The sequence below is a fragment of the Amycolatopsis sp. 2-15 genome, assembly GCF_030285625.1.
GTDB lineage: Bacteria > Actinomycetota > Actinomycetes > Mycobacteriales > Pseudonocardiaceae > Amycolatopsis > Amycolatopsis carbonis.
Window position 1 is genome coordinate 6,261,189 of record NZ_CP127294.1, and the last position, 13,426, is coordinate 6,274,614.

Annotated in this window: 13 protein-coding genes; 6 read left to right on the forward strand and 7 right to left on the reverse strand. The window is 72.8% G+C overall.

Features of this window, described 5'->3' with window-relative positions; all coding sequences use genetic code 11:
• Positions 1 to 7 precede the first annotated feature (7 nt).
• Positions 8 to 643: a DUF4232 domain-containing protein gene (locus QRX50_RS30985; protein ID WP_285966653.1), complete on the reverse strand. Its 636-nt coding sequence runs from the start codon at positions 641 to 643 to the stop codon at positions 8 to 10.
• A 174-nt stretch (positions 644 to 817) separates the two neighbouring features.
• Between QRX50_RS30985 and QRX50_RS30990 the strand changes: the two genes are divergently transcribed.
• Together QRX50_RS30990 and QRX50_RS30995 are read left to right on the forward strand one after the other, a co-directional pair.
• Entirely contained in the window at positions 818 to 1,177 is a 360-nt protein-coding gene (locus QRX50_RS30990) for a hypothetical protein (RefSeq protein WP_285966654.1), read from the forward strand.
• Between the two features lie 11 nt (positions 1,178 to 1,188).
• Positions 1,189 to 1,842, forward strand: a complete 654-nt coding sequence (locus QRX50_RS30995) for a phosphate signaling complex PhoU family protein (RefSeq protein ID WP_285966655.1) — start codon at positions 1,189 to 1,191, stop codon at positions 1,840 to 1,842.
• A 93-nt stretch (positions 1,843 to 1,935) separates the two neighbouring features.
• Here QRX50_RS30995 and QRX50_RS31000 read toward each other — a convergent pair whose 3' ends face one another.
• On the reverse strand, positions 1,936 to 3,078 hold the full coding sequence (locus tag QRX50_RS31000; protein ID WP_285966656.1) for a serine hydrolase domain-containing protein: 1,143 nt from the start codon (positions 3,076 to 3,078) through the stop codon (positions 1,936 to 1,938).
• A 104-nt stretch (positions 3,079 to 3,182) separates the two neighbouring features.
• Between QRX50_RS31000 and QRX50_RS31005 the strand changes: the two genes are divergently transcribed.
• A complete protein-coding gene (locus QRX50_RS31005; RefSeq protein ID WP_285966657.1) occupies positions 3,183 to 4,022 on the forward strand; it encodes an alpha/beta fold hydrolase in 840 nt (279 codons plus the stop codon).
• 30 nt (positions 4,023 to 4,052) lie between these two features.
• Here QRX50_RS31005 and QRX50_RS31010 read toward each other — a convergent pair whose 3' ends face one another.
• Both QRX50_RS31010 and QRX50_RS31015 read right to left on the reverse strand, forming a co-directional pair.
• A complete protein-coding gene (locus tag QRX50_RS31010; RefSeq protein WP_285966658.1) occupies positions 4,053 to 4,556 on the reverse strand; it encodes a hypothetical protein in 504 nt (167 codons plus the stop codon).
• Positions 4,557 to 4,692: 136 nt separating this feature from the next.
• A complete protein-coding gene (locus QRX50_RS31015) occupies positions 4,693 to 5,073 on the reverse strand; it encodes a hypothetical protein (RefSeq protein WP_285966659.1) in 381 nt (126 codons plus the stop codon).
• 60 nt (positions 5,074 to 5,133) lie between these two features.
• Between QRX50_RS31015 and QRX50_RS31020 the strand changes: the two genes are divergently transcribed.
• Both QRX50_RS31020 and QRX50_RS31025 read left to right on the forward strand, forming a co-directional pair.
• Positions 5,134 to 5,739, forward strand: coding sequence for a hypothetical protein (locus QRX50_RS31020; RefSeq protein ID WP_285966660.1), 606 nt, complete (start codon positions 5,134 to 5,136; stop codon positions 5,737 to 5,739).
• 4 nt (positions 5,740 to 5,743) lie between these two features.
• A complete protein-coding gene (locus QRX50_RS31025; RefSeq protein ID WP_285966661.1) occupies positions 5,744 to 6,883 on the forward strand; it encodes a hypothetical protein in 1,140 nt (379 codons plus the stop codon).
• Here QRX50_RS31025 and QRX50_RS31030 read toward each other — a convergent pair.
• Positions 6,801 to 7,802: a DMT family transporter gene (locus tag QRX50_RS31030; protein ID WP_285966662.1), complete on the reverse strand. Its 1,002-nt coding sequence runs from the start codon at positions 7,800 to 7,802 to the stop codon at positions 6,801 to 6,803. The two genes, QRX50_RS31025 and QRX50_RS31030, sit on opposite strands and share 83 nt — an antisense overlap.
• A 73-nt stretch (positions 7,803 to 7,875) precedes the next feature.
• On the opposite strand from QRX50_RS31030, the gene QRX50_RS31035 reads away from it, so the two are divergent.
• Positions 7,876 to 8,799, forward strand: coding sequence for a LysR family transcriptional regulator (locus tag QRX50_RS31035; RefSeq protein WP_285966663.1), 924 nt, complete (start codon positions 7,876 to 7,878; stop codon positions 8,797 to 8,799).
• 123 nt (positions 8,800 to 8,922) lie between these two features.
• On the opposite strand, the gene QRX50_RS31040 is transcribed toward QRX50_RS31035, so the two are convergent.
• Positions 8,923 to 9,852 (reverse strand): LysR family transcriptional regulator, encoded by a 930-nt coding sequence (locus tag QRX50_RS31040; RefSeq protein ID WP_285966664.1) that lies wholly within the window; start codon positions 9,850 to 9,852, stop codon positions 8,923 to 8,925.
• Positions 9,853 to 10,686: 834 nt separating this feature from the next.
• Positions 10,687 to 12,987, reverse strand: a complete 2,301-nt coding sequence (locus tag QRX50_RS31045) for an ATP-binding protein (RefSeq protein WP_285966665.1) — start codon at positions 12,985 to 12,987, stop codon at positions 10,687 to 10,689.
• Positions 12,988 to 13,426 lie beyond the last annotated feature (439 nt).

Below are 13,426 nucleotides of genomic sequence, written 5' to 3' on the forward strand. Positions count from 1 at the left end.
TGCGGACTCAGAAGACGAGCACGCCCTGCGCGGCGGGCTGCAGTGTGCCGACCTCCACGGACTTGATCGGGAACTGGGGCACCTGAACGGTTTGCCCGTCGAGACCGATGAGGTCGATGTTCGTGGTACCCGTGGCGCCGGGCGGCGTCGCCTCGAAGTTGCTCGCCACGAACGCGTCGGAGTCGGCCTTGTCGCCGAGCGTCCACTTCACGCCGGCGAACGCGGTCGTGCCGGGCTTGAGCGTGACGGGGGTGGCCGCGCCCGGGATCTCGACGTCGTGGATCGGGAAGCCGAGCGGTGAGCCGTCGGCGCCGAGGAACCGCAGCTTCGGCCAGCCGTTGAGCGTCACGGTGGTCTTGCCGCGGTTCTCGAGCGTCAGGAGGGCGACGTTCTGGTCGGGCTGCAGGGTGAGCTCCGCGTGGAACGTCTCGGCCGAAATGGCCTTCTGAACAGGCGGTTTCGCAGATGTCGACGGGGCCCGCGGCGGGGCCGGAACCGTGGCGGGCGCGGTGGCCGACGCCGTGGCGTTGCGGGCGACGAGCGGGTCGGGCGAGGCCGACCCACTCGTCGAGCCGCTGCACGCGGTGAGGGACACGGCGAGCGCGGCGAAGGAGACGACGGTGGCCACGGTGGTGACGCGCATGGGACACGAACCCTTTCTCGAGGTGCCGGATCATCCGCCCGGCTCACCGCCCATCACGGACGCCAGTGGAATTCGGTTCAGCGCAAGGGTTTCCCGGCCTGTGACCAGGTACGACGCGCCGGTGGACCAGGGTCGGGAAGTGGGCGCGGGCGAATGCGCCTACGCTCTACGGTCATGGCGGATCGCGCGCTGTGCCTGGAGCCACTGGAGCTGTCCGGGCGGGAACGATCGGTCCTGCGGAGCGTTGCGGTCCGCGGGGCGTCCTCGTCGTTGTACTGCGAGCTCGAAGCAGGACACGGCCACGAGCACGTCGCGGGCGTCCGCGGTGCCGGGCCCGGCGGCCCGAAGTGGTGGTTGCGCTGGTGGCCGGGCCGGCGCGTGCTGGAGGCCCGTGCGGAGTGCGGCGCGCTCGCCGAAGACGGCGCGGTGTGCCGCGTGCCCGGCGGCCACGAGGGCGGTCACACGTCCGAGCCCGTGGACCTCGAGCACGTCGAGGGACTGGCCGACACAGCGAGGTCTGCGGGACCTCGGTAGAGTCGCGCTTCATGCGCGAAGGTTTCAAGGACGACCTCGACCGGCTCGACGAACGGCTCGCCGGAATGGGTGACGCCGCGGCCGCGGCGATGCGGTCCGCGACCCGCGCGTTGCTGACCGCGGACCTCGCGCTCGCCGAGCAGGTGATCGGCGCCGACTCCGACCTCGACGGCCAGCGCGCGGAGTGCGAGGAAGAGGCGTACTCGCTGCTCGCCCTGCAAGCCCCGGTCGCCGGCGACCTGCGTGGCGTGCTCGCGGTGGTGTACTGCGCCGAGAAGATCGAGCGGATGGGCGACCTGGCCGCCCACATCGCCAGCACCGCCCGGCGCAGCCACCCGGAGCGCACCGTGCCCGCCGATCTGGAGCCCGTCTTCGCCGAACTGGGCGACGTCACCGCTCGCATGGCTGACCGCCTCACCCAGTTCATCCGCGGCGGCGGCGTCGAGGGCGGCTATGCGGAGCTCAGCCGCTCCGACGAAACCGTCGACGCCCTCCACGCCCGCGTGCTCGCCACCATCACCTCCGCGAATTGGACGCACGGCCAGCGCACCGCCGTCGCCGCCACGCTGCTCACCCGCTTCTACGAACGCTTCGCCGACCAGACTGTCTCGGTCGCCAAGCGCCTCGAATTCGCGGCGACGGGTGCTTTGCCCGGTCCGCGCTGACCCTGCCGCATTCGGCGACCTGCGACTCGCTCTGAGCAAGGCCACGCCGGCCATCGGCAGTGTCCGATGTGGACGGTCAGCCGCGAAACCCAGTCACGCCAAGCACTCGCGCAGCGCGGTGACCAGGTTGGTGGCCCGCGCGTCGCCGTGGCCGATCATGCGGTTGGCGACGTAGGCGAAGCCCACGGTGTGCTCGTCGTCGGCGAAGGAGAATTGGCCGCCGGCGCCGTCGTTGCCGAAGCTGCGCGGGCCGAGCATCGGGCGAAACGCCGAGTCGAGCAGGAAGCCGGAGCCCCAGCGGGCGCCCGCGTCGAAGCCGAACCAGTCCGGGCCGGAGGAGACTTCGCGGATGGCGTCGGTCACGGTCGCCGGGGACAGCAGCCGGGGCCGACCGTTGAGGCCGGTGACCGCGGCCGCGTACAGGCCGGCGAGCCCGCTCGCCGAGGCGGTCGCCCCCGCGCCCGGGAGCTCCATGCCCAGCAGCGCCGGGTCGTTCCAGCCGTGCGGTTCGCCGAGGCCCGGGAACGCTAGCGCGCCGTTCATCGTGACGATCCGGGTGAGGATGTGCTCGGGCGGCGGCATGGGCGCACGGCCCTCGGCTTCCACCAGCCGGGCGCGCGCGGCCATCTCGGCCGCGGGCAACCCGAGCCACGTGCGCAGCCCGAACGGCTCGCCGACCGCCGAACGGAAGTACGCGCCCGGCGTCAGCCCGGTGAGCCGCCGCACGAGCTCGCCGAGCAGGAACCCGAACACGTGACCGTGGTAGGCGTACGTGGTTCCCGGCTCCCACAACGGTTTCTGCTCCTCGATCGCGCGGATCACCGGAGTCCATCGCGCGATCTCCTCGAACGGCACGGTCTTGTCGAGCACCGGCAGCCCCGCGCGGTGCCCGAGCACCATCCGCGGCGTGATGTCCTCTGTGCCCTCCGCCGCGAACTCGGGCCAGTACCGGCTGACCGGCGCGTCGAGGTCCAGCTTCCCCTCCTGCGCCAGCAGATGCGCGCACAGGCTCACGATCGCCTTGGCACAGGAGAAAACCGGCACCACGGTGTCGCGTTCCCACGCGCGTCCCGTGGCCTCGTCGGCGACGCCGCCCCACAGTTCCACGACCTTGCGGCCGCCCACGAACACCGTGACCGCGGCGCCCAGTTCGGGGAACTCGGCGAAGTTCCGCGCGAACGCGTCGGCGACGGCTCCGAAGCGCTCATCGGCTTCCCCGTGGTAGGTCGTGGTCACTGTTCCGCTCCTGCGTGCTCGATGCCGACGCGCACGCTACGGCGCGAACCCCGGCCCGACCACCGAATTTGCCGTCGCTCACCCGGCGGTGCCAAGATCCGCGCATGCCGACCTTCGCCGCGCCGGACGGGACCACCCTCGCCTACCGCGTGTTCGGTTCCGGCACACCCGTCGTCTGCCTGCCGGGCGGCCCGATGCGCGCCGCGGCCTATCTCGGCGACCTCGGGGGACTGGCCGCGTACCGCAGCCTGCTCGTGCTCGACCTGCGCGGCACGGGCGCGTCCGCGGAGCCCGAAGACCCGGACACCTACCGCTGCGACCGTCAGGTCGGCGACGTCGAGGCCCTGCGCGAGCACCTCGGCCTCGAAACGCTCGACCTGCTCAGCCACTCCGCGGGCGCGAGCCTGGCCATGCGGTACGCCGCCGCGCGGCCCGAGCGCATCGGCCGGCTCACGCTGATCACGCCGAGCGCCCGGTCCGTCGCCTTCGAACAGACACCCGACCAGCGCCGCGGGTCGATCGCGCGCCGGGCCGCGGAACCCTGGCACGCGGCCGTCGCGGCGGCCTACGAAGAAATCGCCGCCGGCCGCGCCACGAGCGCCGCCTGGGCCGCCCTCGCCCCGCTGTACTACGGCCGCTGGGACGACACCGCGAAAGTCCACCACGCCACCGAATCCGCCCAGCGCAACGCCCGCGCCGCCCGCGGCTACAGCGCCGAAGGCGCCTTTGATCCACCACGCACGCGGGCCGAACTGGCCGCGGTCACGGCCCCGGTGCTCGTGCTCGCGGGCGAGCTCGACTGGATCACCCCGCCCGGCGTCGCCGCCGCCATCGCGGGGCTCTTCCCTGACGCACACACCGTGACCCAGCACGGTACGAGCCACTACCCGTGGATCGACGACGCGGCGGCCTTCACCGAGACCGTCGCGAAGTTCCTGTGCTGAAGCGGTTCCGGGCGAGGCTCCCGACGCCCCTCAGCGCCGCTTCCGCCGCGCCGCCCGCTGCCATTCCGCGTCCTTGACGCGCAGCCCGAACGCCGCCTTCACCTCGGGCCGCTGCAGTGGCCGCAGCACGGCCTGCGCCAGGAGCAGCCACAGGAAGAGGCCCACCGGCGCGGCGCCGCCGCCTGCGTCCGAGAGCAGGGTGACGATACCGCCCACCAGAAGGATCAGCCCGAACCCGAGCTCGATGCCGAACGTCGTCCACCACGCCGCGGGCCGGCGGCGGCCGAGCAGCACCGCACAGACCACGACCGCCACGGCCAGCGCGGCGTCGAGTGCGGCCAGCGCGAGGACGCCACCCAAGCCGTCGGTATCGTCGAGGCTCGTCACGAGGACCCAGACGAGCACCGACAGCGCGAAGTAGAGCGTCGCCTGGGCGGCCATCGCCCACCGCGCCGAGGAGATGGCGTGGCGGATGTCTTCGTCGTCGTACCGGTACTGCTGAGCCGGCGGCTCGAAGGGGCTCGGGTCGGACACGGCGGGCACCACCTCTCGGGAACGTCCGCCGAGCAAACCCCCGCGGGGCGCTTTCCGGTGGACGTCGGCAGGAACCGGCCAAGACCACCACACCCGGGCGGGACCGGTCCCGGCGTCGCTGATCAGCGACGCCGGCTCAGCTGTCCGTGGTCTTGCTGCACGTCACCGGCTTGCCGGGCGCCGGCGATGTCGCCTTCGCGAGCTCCCTCTGCTTGTCCAGCAGGATCCGGCACGTCAGCGTGGCGTTGCCGGTCGGCGTGGCGGTGACCGAGGCGTCGCGGCCGGCGCTGATGATCACGTCCTGCTTCCACGGCAGCCCGAGCGGGCCGGTGAGCTGGTGCTGCGTCGAGTCGTCCTGGTAGCGGTCGACCGACTGCGAGTAGGTGATCCCGCTCGTGGTCCCGCTGCCGGTGACCTCGTAGCTGATGGCCCACGACTTCCCGGTGGGGTTGGTGCAGGCGACGAGACCGAGGACTGCGGCGAGTACGACCGCCGCGGAGACTGCCTTCTTGATCACGCGGCGACTGTACTGGGTGTCCGGTTCGCCCGCCGGGCAGGTGAAGGGCAGGATCGGGGCATGACGGCGATGACGACGACCAGACGATCCCTGCACGGCGTGGCCGAGCTGCTGCTGGCCGGACCACAGTTCCGCACGTCCGAGCGCATCGAGCTGCGCGTGGCGGGCGAGGGGTTCGCGACGATCGCCGAGCCCGACCTGGTGGTGGAAGGAACCCGGCTGCGGACACCGACCGGGGCTGTCGAGCTGCCCGGCCGGACCTACCGCGAGGTGGCGGCGTCGATCGGGGTGGAGCCGAGCGGCCTCGCCGACGTCTACTCCGACGGACCGTCCGTGCGCGCCGACGAGACGATCGAGCTCGACGCCGAAGCGGTGGCCATCCTGCTGTCCGCCTTCGTCGCGGGCGACCGGGCGCTGCGGGAGTTCGCGCCGGACGAGACCCCGGTGCTGTGGCCGGAACACTTCGACGTCGCGATCACGCTCGGCGCGGTCAACTACGGCGTCTCGCCCGGCGACGGGTACCTGTCCGAGCCGTACGCCTACGTCGGCCCGCACGAGCCGCGCGAGGGCGAGTTCTGGAACGCGCCGTTCGGCGCCGCGCACCCGGTGCGGGAGGTCCCCGACCTCCTCGCGTTCTTCCGCGAAGGCCAGGCACTCGCGGGATGACCGCGTGTCGCTGACTTCGGAGCTGGCCGACCCGGCGAGCGTCCTCACGTCCTGGTGCGCCCGGGTGCTCACCGGCACGCCCGCCGTGGCGGCCCGGGTCGAGGCGGCGGTGCAGGACGTGCGGCCGGTCCGCCCGGCCGCCCGCGATGTCCCGCGCCGTCACTGGGCCGAGGTCGGGGGCGCGTTCGGCCAGCGCGTGGCCGATCTCGTTCAGCCGGCGCCGCCCTACTACGCGCTGCTCGGGCTCGTCGGTGCGCAGTGGGCCACCGGGAAGTGGGCGCACGCGCAGGCTGCCGAGTACCCGACGCACCGCGGGTTGCCGGCCGACTTCCGTGCCCGCGCGCTCGGCGTGCGTCCCGCCGCGACGACGTGGCTGGATCTCGGCGACCGGCTCGGCGGCGCGGTGGCCGAGCCGCTGCCCGGCGTCGCCGAGGCGTGGGCGGAGTTCTTCGACCGCGCCCGCGCATACCAGGACCGGTACGCACCACCGGGAACGCTGGGCGCGCCGGGCGTGGAGGCCGGCCTGGCGCGGACGAACTTCGTGCTCTCGGCGTGCGAGGACGTCTACCGCTCGGGCGGGATCGACCAGCGGCTGGCGCGGGTCGTCGACGGCGGCGGCGCGAGCGTCGACGCACTGCGCCGGCTGGCGACGGACGGCCAGGTCGCGGAGCTGGCGGAAATCGCCAAGCGGCTGCACGACCGCGGTGCCCTGTGGGAGCTGCGCCGGATGGGCGGGAACCCACCGGACGGCGCGCAGCTCGGCATCGCCGGGCCCACGATCGTGCCCGGCTGGGCCGACGGGGACGTGCTGCTGGGCGCGATCGACCCGGCCGGCGGGATCGGCGACGGCACCGCGACGCTGCTCGACGTGAAGACCGTGGTCGGCGTCCGTGATCCGGAGCGCGTCGGCCGCTGGTTGTGGCAGCTGCTGCTCTACGCGTGGCTCGACGTCGGCGACCTCTACCGGATCCGCGACGTCGGGGTGCTGCTCGCGCGGCACGGCACCGTGGTGACGTGGCCGGTGGAGCAGCTCGCAGAGGAACTGCTGGGCGCGCCGGACGTCATCGAGTTCCGTCGCGACGAGGCGCGCGAGCTCGTGGGCGCGATCCTCGCGTCGGTGGGGCTGGCGTTCCCGCAGGGCTGACCTCCCGCGGCGCGCGGCCGGCGAAACACACCGCCAGCACGACGACGGCGCAGCCGGCCAGCTGCAGCACCGTCGGCTCCTCGCCGAGCAGCACGATGCCGTAGACCACGGCGCCGATCGGCTGCAGCAGCATCAGGACCGAGCCCGTCGCGGACGTCATCCGTGGCAGCCCGGCGGCGATGAGCAGCCAGCCGACGACCTGGCCCACGAGCGCGAGCGCCACGAGCCAGCCGAACGCAGGCCATCCCGGCGTGAAGTCGAGCCGGTGGGTGGGCACGCCGAGCGCGACGGCGACGGCGCCGGCCGAGAGCGTCGCCAGCAGCAGTGACCGGATCTGCGTGGACGGGCCGCTGCTGAGCCGGATGAACAGCAGGTAGCACGAGTAGCCGGCGCCCGCGGCCAGCGCGAGGAGCGCGCCGCTGAGCGGGTTGGAGCCGACGGCGCTCTTGCCGAGGAACCCGCCGCTGAGCACGATCCCGACGAGCAGCGCCGGTGCTGTGAGCAGGAAGCGGCGGCCGGGGCGTTCGGAGAGGAACAGCAACGCCAGCAGCGGCACGATCACGACCTGCACGCCGAGCAGCACGGTCGCGATCCCGGCGCCCACGCGGGGGATCGACTCGCCCCACAGCACGAAGTCGAGGCCGAGACCGATCCCGCCCAGCATCGGGAACAGGATCTTCGGCCGCACGCCCGTGCGCCGCCACTCCCAGAACGCGAGCGCGGCCAGCACGGGAATCGAGAGCAGGCACCGCCAGAACGAGCTCGTGGAGCCGCTCGTACCCGAGACCTTGATGAACACCGACGACAACGCGATGCAGAGACTGCCGGCTGCCGCGAGCAGGCGCGGGTCGATCCGTTCGGTGAGAACGGTGATCGGCCCGGCCACCGGAGGACGGGACGGGAGCTCGGTCGTGGTCACCCCTCAAGCCTGCGGTGCGCAACTGTCAAGGACAAGCGAATGTTCCTGAGCGGAATTCGGTAGCATCACTACCGTGTTCAGCCTGGATCGGATGCGCGCGCTGCACGCGGTCGCCCAGCACGGCTCGGTGGCCGCGGCAGCCGCGTCGCTGCATGTCACGCCGTCCGGGGTGTCGCAGCAGCTCGCGAAGCTGGAACGCGAGGCCGGCCAGGCGCTGCTCGAACCCCGCGGCCGCGGCGTGCGGCTCACCCGCGCGGGCCAGGTGCTCGCCGGGCACGCCGGCCGGATCCTGGCCCAGGTCGCGCAGGCGCGGTCGGATCTGGAGCTGCTGAACGAGGACGTGCTGGGCCCGCTGCGCCTCGGCGCGATTCCGACGACGATCCACGCCCTCCTGCCGCCGGCTCTCGCGACGCTCGCCGCCCAGCACCCGCGCCTCGAGGTGACCCTGCGTGAGGGCGAGGCCGAGCAGACCCTGCCCCAGGTCGTGGCGGGCGACCTCGACATCGCCGTCGTCGAGAGCTGGGCGGACCGCCCCACGGTGCTCCCGCCGACGGTCACCGCGACCGCGCTCTTTTCCGACGTCGCCGACCTCGCCCTTCCCGGCACCCACCGCCTCGCGCACCGCCGCGCCGTCGACCTGGCCGAGGTCGACGACGTGCCGTGGATCGCCTGGACCGCCGGCTCGGGCTGCTACGAATGGCTCGTCCACGTCCTCCGGGCGCAACAGCTGCAGCCGAAGATCAGCTGCACCGTCGGCGGCTATCCGACCCAGCTGGCCCTGGTCGCCGGCAATGCCGGCGCGGCGCTCGTGCCGCGCCTCGCCCGCGGCACCCCGCCGGCCGGGGTGCGCATCCTGAGCACCCGCCCGGCGTTGTCGCGCACGATCGTCGCAATCTGCCGCGCGGGCGAGGAGGACCACAGCGGCATCCGGGCCGCGCTGGACGCTCTGCTCGCCGCTTCGGCCCGCTTCGCCACGGGCGCGCAGCCAGTCCGCTGAGGTGACGCCTTCCGCGGGTGTCGGCGCGCCAGAGGCCGATGCGGCGCGGCTCGCCGACCGGCGGCCGCCCGCGCCGGCCCGCGGGTGCCACGACCGGGTCGCTCGTCCGTCGGAGGCCGCGGCTCACACCGGGTCGGCGGTGCGCCGGGAGTACGGGTCGGTCGCGGGCAGCCAGGTGGAGTCGTCGAGGCCGAAGGTGCCGAGGTCCGCGGTCAGCGCGTCGACGACGGCGCGCACGGACGCGCGGGTGTCGTCGTGGCGGGTGACGAGCGACCAGGTCCAGCACGGCGTCGGGGAGACGATGGGGCGGCGCACCAGGTCCGGCGGCAGGGGAGTGGTTTGGCCCTTCGGCGAGTTGACCACGGGCCGGCGCAGGCGGCGGACGTGCTCGAAGAACGCGGGGCCGGTGATGCCGCCGTCGTCGGTCTGCACGACGGTGGCGCCGGTGTCGCGGGCGAACTGGCCGGCGTAGAGGTTCCACGACGACCAGCTGAGCGTGTCGGAGTCGACCAGCACCAGCAGGTCCTTCGCCGCCACGGGCGAGGTGTCGGTGCCGGTGGACACGGCATAGAGATGGTCGGCGCCGAGCAGCCGCGCGGCGAGGTCCTGGTCGGCGAGGTCGGGTGTCTGCACCCAGCAGATAGCCAGGTCGATGCTCCCGTCGGCGACGCGCCCGGCCTGCGCGTGCGACGGCAGCACCCACGCATCGACCTGTACGCGGGCGACGCCGGCGGTGCGTTCGACGAGGTCGGCGGGCCGCCAGTTCACGTAGCCGAGGCGCACGGCCGCGGTACTCGACAGCCCGGTGGCGTGGCGGCGAAGGTCGTCCGCCTGCTGGAGCAGCGCGCGGGCACCCGGCAGCAGCGACTCGCCGATCGCGGTCAGCGCCACCGACCGGCGGTCCCGGTCGAACAGCCGCACGCCCAGGTCGCGCTCGAGCGCCTTGATCTGCTGGGAGAGCGACGGTCCGGCGATGTGCAGCCGTTGCGCGGCCCGCCCGAAGTTCATCTCCTCGGCGACGGCGACGAAGTACCGCAGCTGGCGCAGTTCCACCAGCGCATCGTAGTTCCCGCGTCACGCCCGCTGACGAACACCGGCCTGCGCGACACGTCGAGCCCCACCGAGCCGCCTTCGAGACGCACGGGGACGGGCGCACCGAAGGCGTCGACGCGTAGGCGGACACGTCGGCGTCCATTCGCGACACTCGCTCGGCGCCCGCGAACTGCTCGGCGACCAGCGAAAACGTGTCCGCCGTCGGCCGCCGCACCTCCAGCGACCGGCCGCGGTAACCCAGCAGTGGCAGCTTCCCGAACAGCAGGTGCATCAGCTGCAGCGGGTCGACGGGCCCGGGCACCTCCGGCGCGAGGTTCCAGTACGCCGTGCGCCGGATCACCGACGCGAGCGCCAGCACCGTCCGCACCACGAGCTGCCGGCAGCCGATCCGGTCGCGCAGCGCGTCGAGCTCGGGCGGGCAGCCATCGAGGAACATCCGCAGCCGCGGGGGCAGCGCGGCCATCCGCGCGTACAGCGACCGCATCGCGGCGCGCTCCTGTAGCTCACCGGTGCTCTGCGTGGCGGGCGCTTCGGCGAACGCACTCAGGAACGCTTGCTGCATCACGGGTTCCAGCTCCGGGAATTCGAACGGTGCCGGCCTGCCGTGCTCACCCGCCACGATCGGTTTGGGCCCCCGTACGCGGCCATCATCGCGCGCGAAGCGTCCATAAAGGACGAAAATGCCTGCGGATCGCCGTAGAGAAGTGCACGCTGAACACGACGCTCACCACGTGGCTCACGAACCTGGCAGGCCCGCCTCGCGACATCCAGTTCGACCTCGGTCTGAGCTCCCTCCTGGACGGCATCGAGTCCCGGCTGCCCGAGCGGTGAAGCTCAGCCGCGCCGTTGCGCGAGCCACGCCGGGATCCGGCCGCGCGAGCTGAAGCCCAGCTTGCCGAGGATGTGGTCCACATGGGACTCCACCGTCCGGCGACTGATCACCAGCCGTTGCGCGATCTCCTTGTTCGTCAGCCCCTCGGCGACGAGCTCGGCCACCTCGAACTCGCGGCTCGTGAGCTCCGGCTCCGACGTGTCCCGGACGGGCGCGACCGGCGCGGGAGGGGCGACGTTTTCCCCGAGCAGGTGGGCGAGCGCGGCCTCGAACCCGGTCGACGCCTCGGCGCCGCGCTTGAACGCCGTGCGAAAGCGCGCATCACCCAGGGCTTCCCGGACTTCGCGTTCGCAGGTGTCGTGCTGGTCGAGCATGCGGCGCAGCCCGAGCATCGGCTTGCCGCCGACGAGCGGCCACACGCGGTGCGCCACCCCGAGGCGCTCGGCGGCGAGCTCGGTCCGGCCGGTCGAGGCGGCGATCCACGACAACAGTTCCACGGACAGCGCCGCGCTGAGGATGTCGTTGAACAGGCGCGCCGTGCGCAATCCGCGCAGCAGCCCCGTTTCCGCTGCGTCGTGCTCGCCGAGCATCCACTGCGCGAGCGAGCGCGAGTAGAGCAGGTGCGCGCGCGCCCGGAGCTCGCCGGTCGAGTCGCACGCGGCCAGGCCGTCCTCCGCGACCGCCACGGCCGTCGCCGGGTCACCGCCCCACGCTTCGGACTGCGCGACCGTGCCCAGGCTCAGCGCCTTGATGCTGGTGTAGCCGGGGATCGCGGCGAACCGGGCGTTCGCCTCGCTGAACGACGCGGTGGCAGTACCGAAATCACCCTGGAGGAACTGGCACGCGGCAGTCAGCATCTCCGTGTACCCGAGCACGACCTCGTCGCCGTTGCTGCGGCCCCACTCCTCGGCCTCGCGGATGAGCGGCAGTGCGGCGGCGGGCTCGCCCATCAGGCACGCGGCGTACGCGCTGATCCACATCGCTCGCGCGCGGTCGCGGCTCGGCTCGGTGTTCACCCCCAGAGCCCGCGCGAGCCACAGCCGTCCTTCGGTGAGGTGCCCGCATTGCAGCCAGAAGAAGTGCAGGGTCACCACGAGGTCGAGGCCGGCCGCGTGCCGGCCGGGCGTGCTCAGGTCGTGGTCGAGCGCGTTGCGCAGGTTGGCGTGGTCGCGCAGCACCGTCGCGTAGACCTGGACCTGGTCCGCGGCCGTGTCCCAGTCCTGCTGTGCGCGCCCGGCCAGGCGGTGGAAGTAATCGCTGTACCGGTCGCGCAGCGCGGCTTCGTCCCCTTCTTCGGCCAGCTTCTGCCGGCCGTACTCGCGGATCGTCTGCAACAGGCGAAAGCGCGTCGGCGCCCGGTCGGCCCCGGTCTGCACGAGGGACTTGTCCACGAGCGCCGCCACGAGGCCGAGCACGTCGCCGGACTCGATGCCATCGCCTGAGCACACCTCCTCGGCTGCGGCGAGGTGGAACCCGCCGGCGAACACCGAAAGGCGGCTCCACAACGTCCGCTGACGCGGCGTGCACAACAGGTAGCTCCAGTCGATCGTGCCCATCAGCGATTTCTGGCGCGGCGGCGCGACCGGGTTGGGGCTCAGCAGCTGGAAGGTGTCGTCGAGCCGGTCGAGCAGCTCGTCGATCGCCAGGGTGCGCAGCCACACGGCGGCCAGTTCGATCGCCAGCGGCAGCCCGTCGAGCCGGCGGCACACTTCGACGACGGTGGCCCAGTTGCCGCTGTCGAGGGCGAACCCGCTGGAGATGGCGGTGGCGCGTTCGGTGAACAGCGTGACCGCGTCGAGCCCGATGGCGTCGGCGAGGTCGTGGACCTCGGGCACGGCGAGCGGTGCCACGGAGTACACCCGTTCGCCCTCGATGCCGAGCACATGCCGGCTGGTGGCCAGGATCCGCAGGTCCGGCGCGCCGGCGAGGAGGTTGCGCGCGAGCCGTGCGCACGCTTCGGCGAGGTGCTCGCAGTTGTCGAGCACCAGCAACGGGCTCTTGTCGCGCAGGTAGTCGGCGAGCCGCCCCGGCGGGTCCTCGTCGGCGTCGCGGATTCCGAACGCCGCGCCGACGGTCTGGGCGACCAGCGAGGGATCGTGAAGGTCGCCCAGCTCGATCAACCAGACGTCGTCGGGGAACGTGTGCGCCACCTGGTCGGCGACGCGCACGGCGAGCCGGGTCTTGCCGACGCCGCCGGCTCCTGTGAGCGTGACGAGGCGCCCCGCGGAGAGGAGCCTGCGGATCTCGACCAGTTCCCGCTGCCGGCCGATGAAGCTGGTCAGCTCCGCGGGCAGCGTCCCCATCGAGACCACCTCCACGAGTTGGTGTGAGAGTACGTCTCGTGGCGGCCGATGTCAGGTTGGTCCGTTTTACCCGGGCAGCACCGAACCCCGCGCCACGTCGTTGCTCCGTGGTACGGGGTCCAGCGGGTCGGCTCACTCGATCGGGGGGAGAGTGAGGACCTCCTTTCCGCGGGGGGCGCTTTTTCTTTCAGGCAGCCAGATCCGATGCGGGCGGTCTGGTGTCCGGTGCGGGGGAGTGCAACGCTTCCCGGTCACGCCCGGCCGGCTCGCAGCCGGGGCGCCAGGTACCCACGTGCGTCCACTGCCGGCCCCACCAGTGACTGATGAGGACGGTGGACCGGAAGCAGACCGGGCACGGCTGGCGAAGGGAGTCGATCGCCATCGGGAGGACCTCCGTGTCGGTGGTGCTTCTTGCTCTTCCAGAGTCGCCGCCCGGCCC

Excerpts from the sequence above, each read along its gene's own strand:
- QRX50_RS30985 (WP_285966653.1), bottom strand. The coding sequence starts at position 643 with ATGCGCGTCACCACCGTGGCCACCGTCGTCTCCTTCGCCGCGCTCGCC.
- QRX50_RS30990 (WP_285966654.1), top strand. The coding sequence starts at position 818 with ATGGCGGATCGCGCGCTGTGCCTGGAGCCACTGGAGCTGTCCGGGCGG.
- QRX50_RS30995 (WP_285966655.1), top strand. The coding sequence starts at position 1,189 with ATGCGCGAAGGTTTCAAGGACGACCTCGACCGGCTCGACGAACGGCTC.
- QRX50_RS31005 (WP_285966657.1), top strand. The coding sequence starts at position 3,183 with ATGCCGACCTTCGCCGCGCCGGACGGGACCACCCTCGCCTACCGCGTG.
- QRX50_RS31020 (WP_285966660.1), top strand. The coding sequence starts at position 5,134 with ATGACGGCGATGACGACGACCAGACGATCCCTGCACGGCGTGGCCGAG.
- QRX50_RS31045 (WP_285966665.1), bottom strand. The coding sequence starts at position 12,987 with ATGGGGACGCTGCCCGCGGAGCTGACCAGCTTCATCGGCCGGCAGCGG.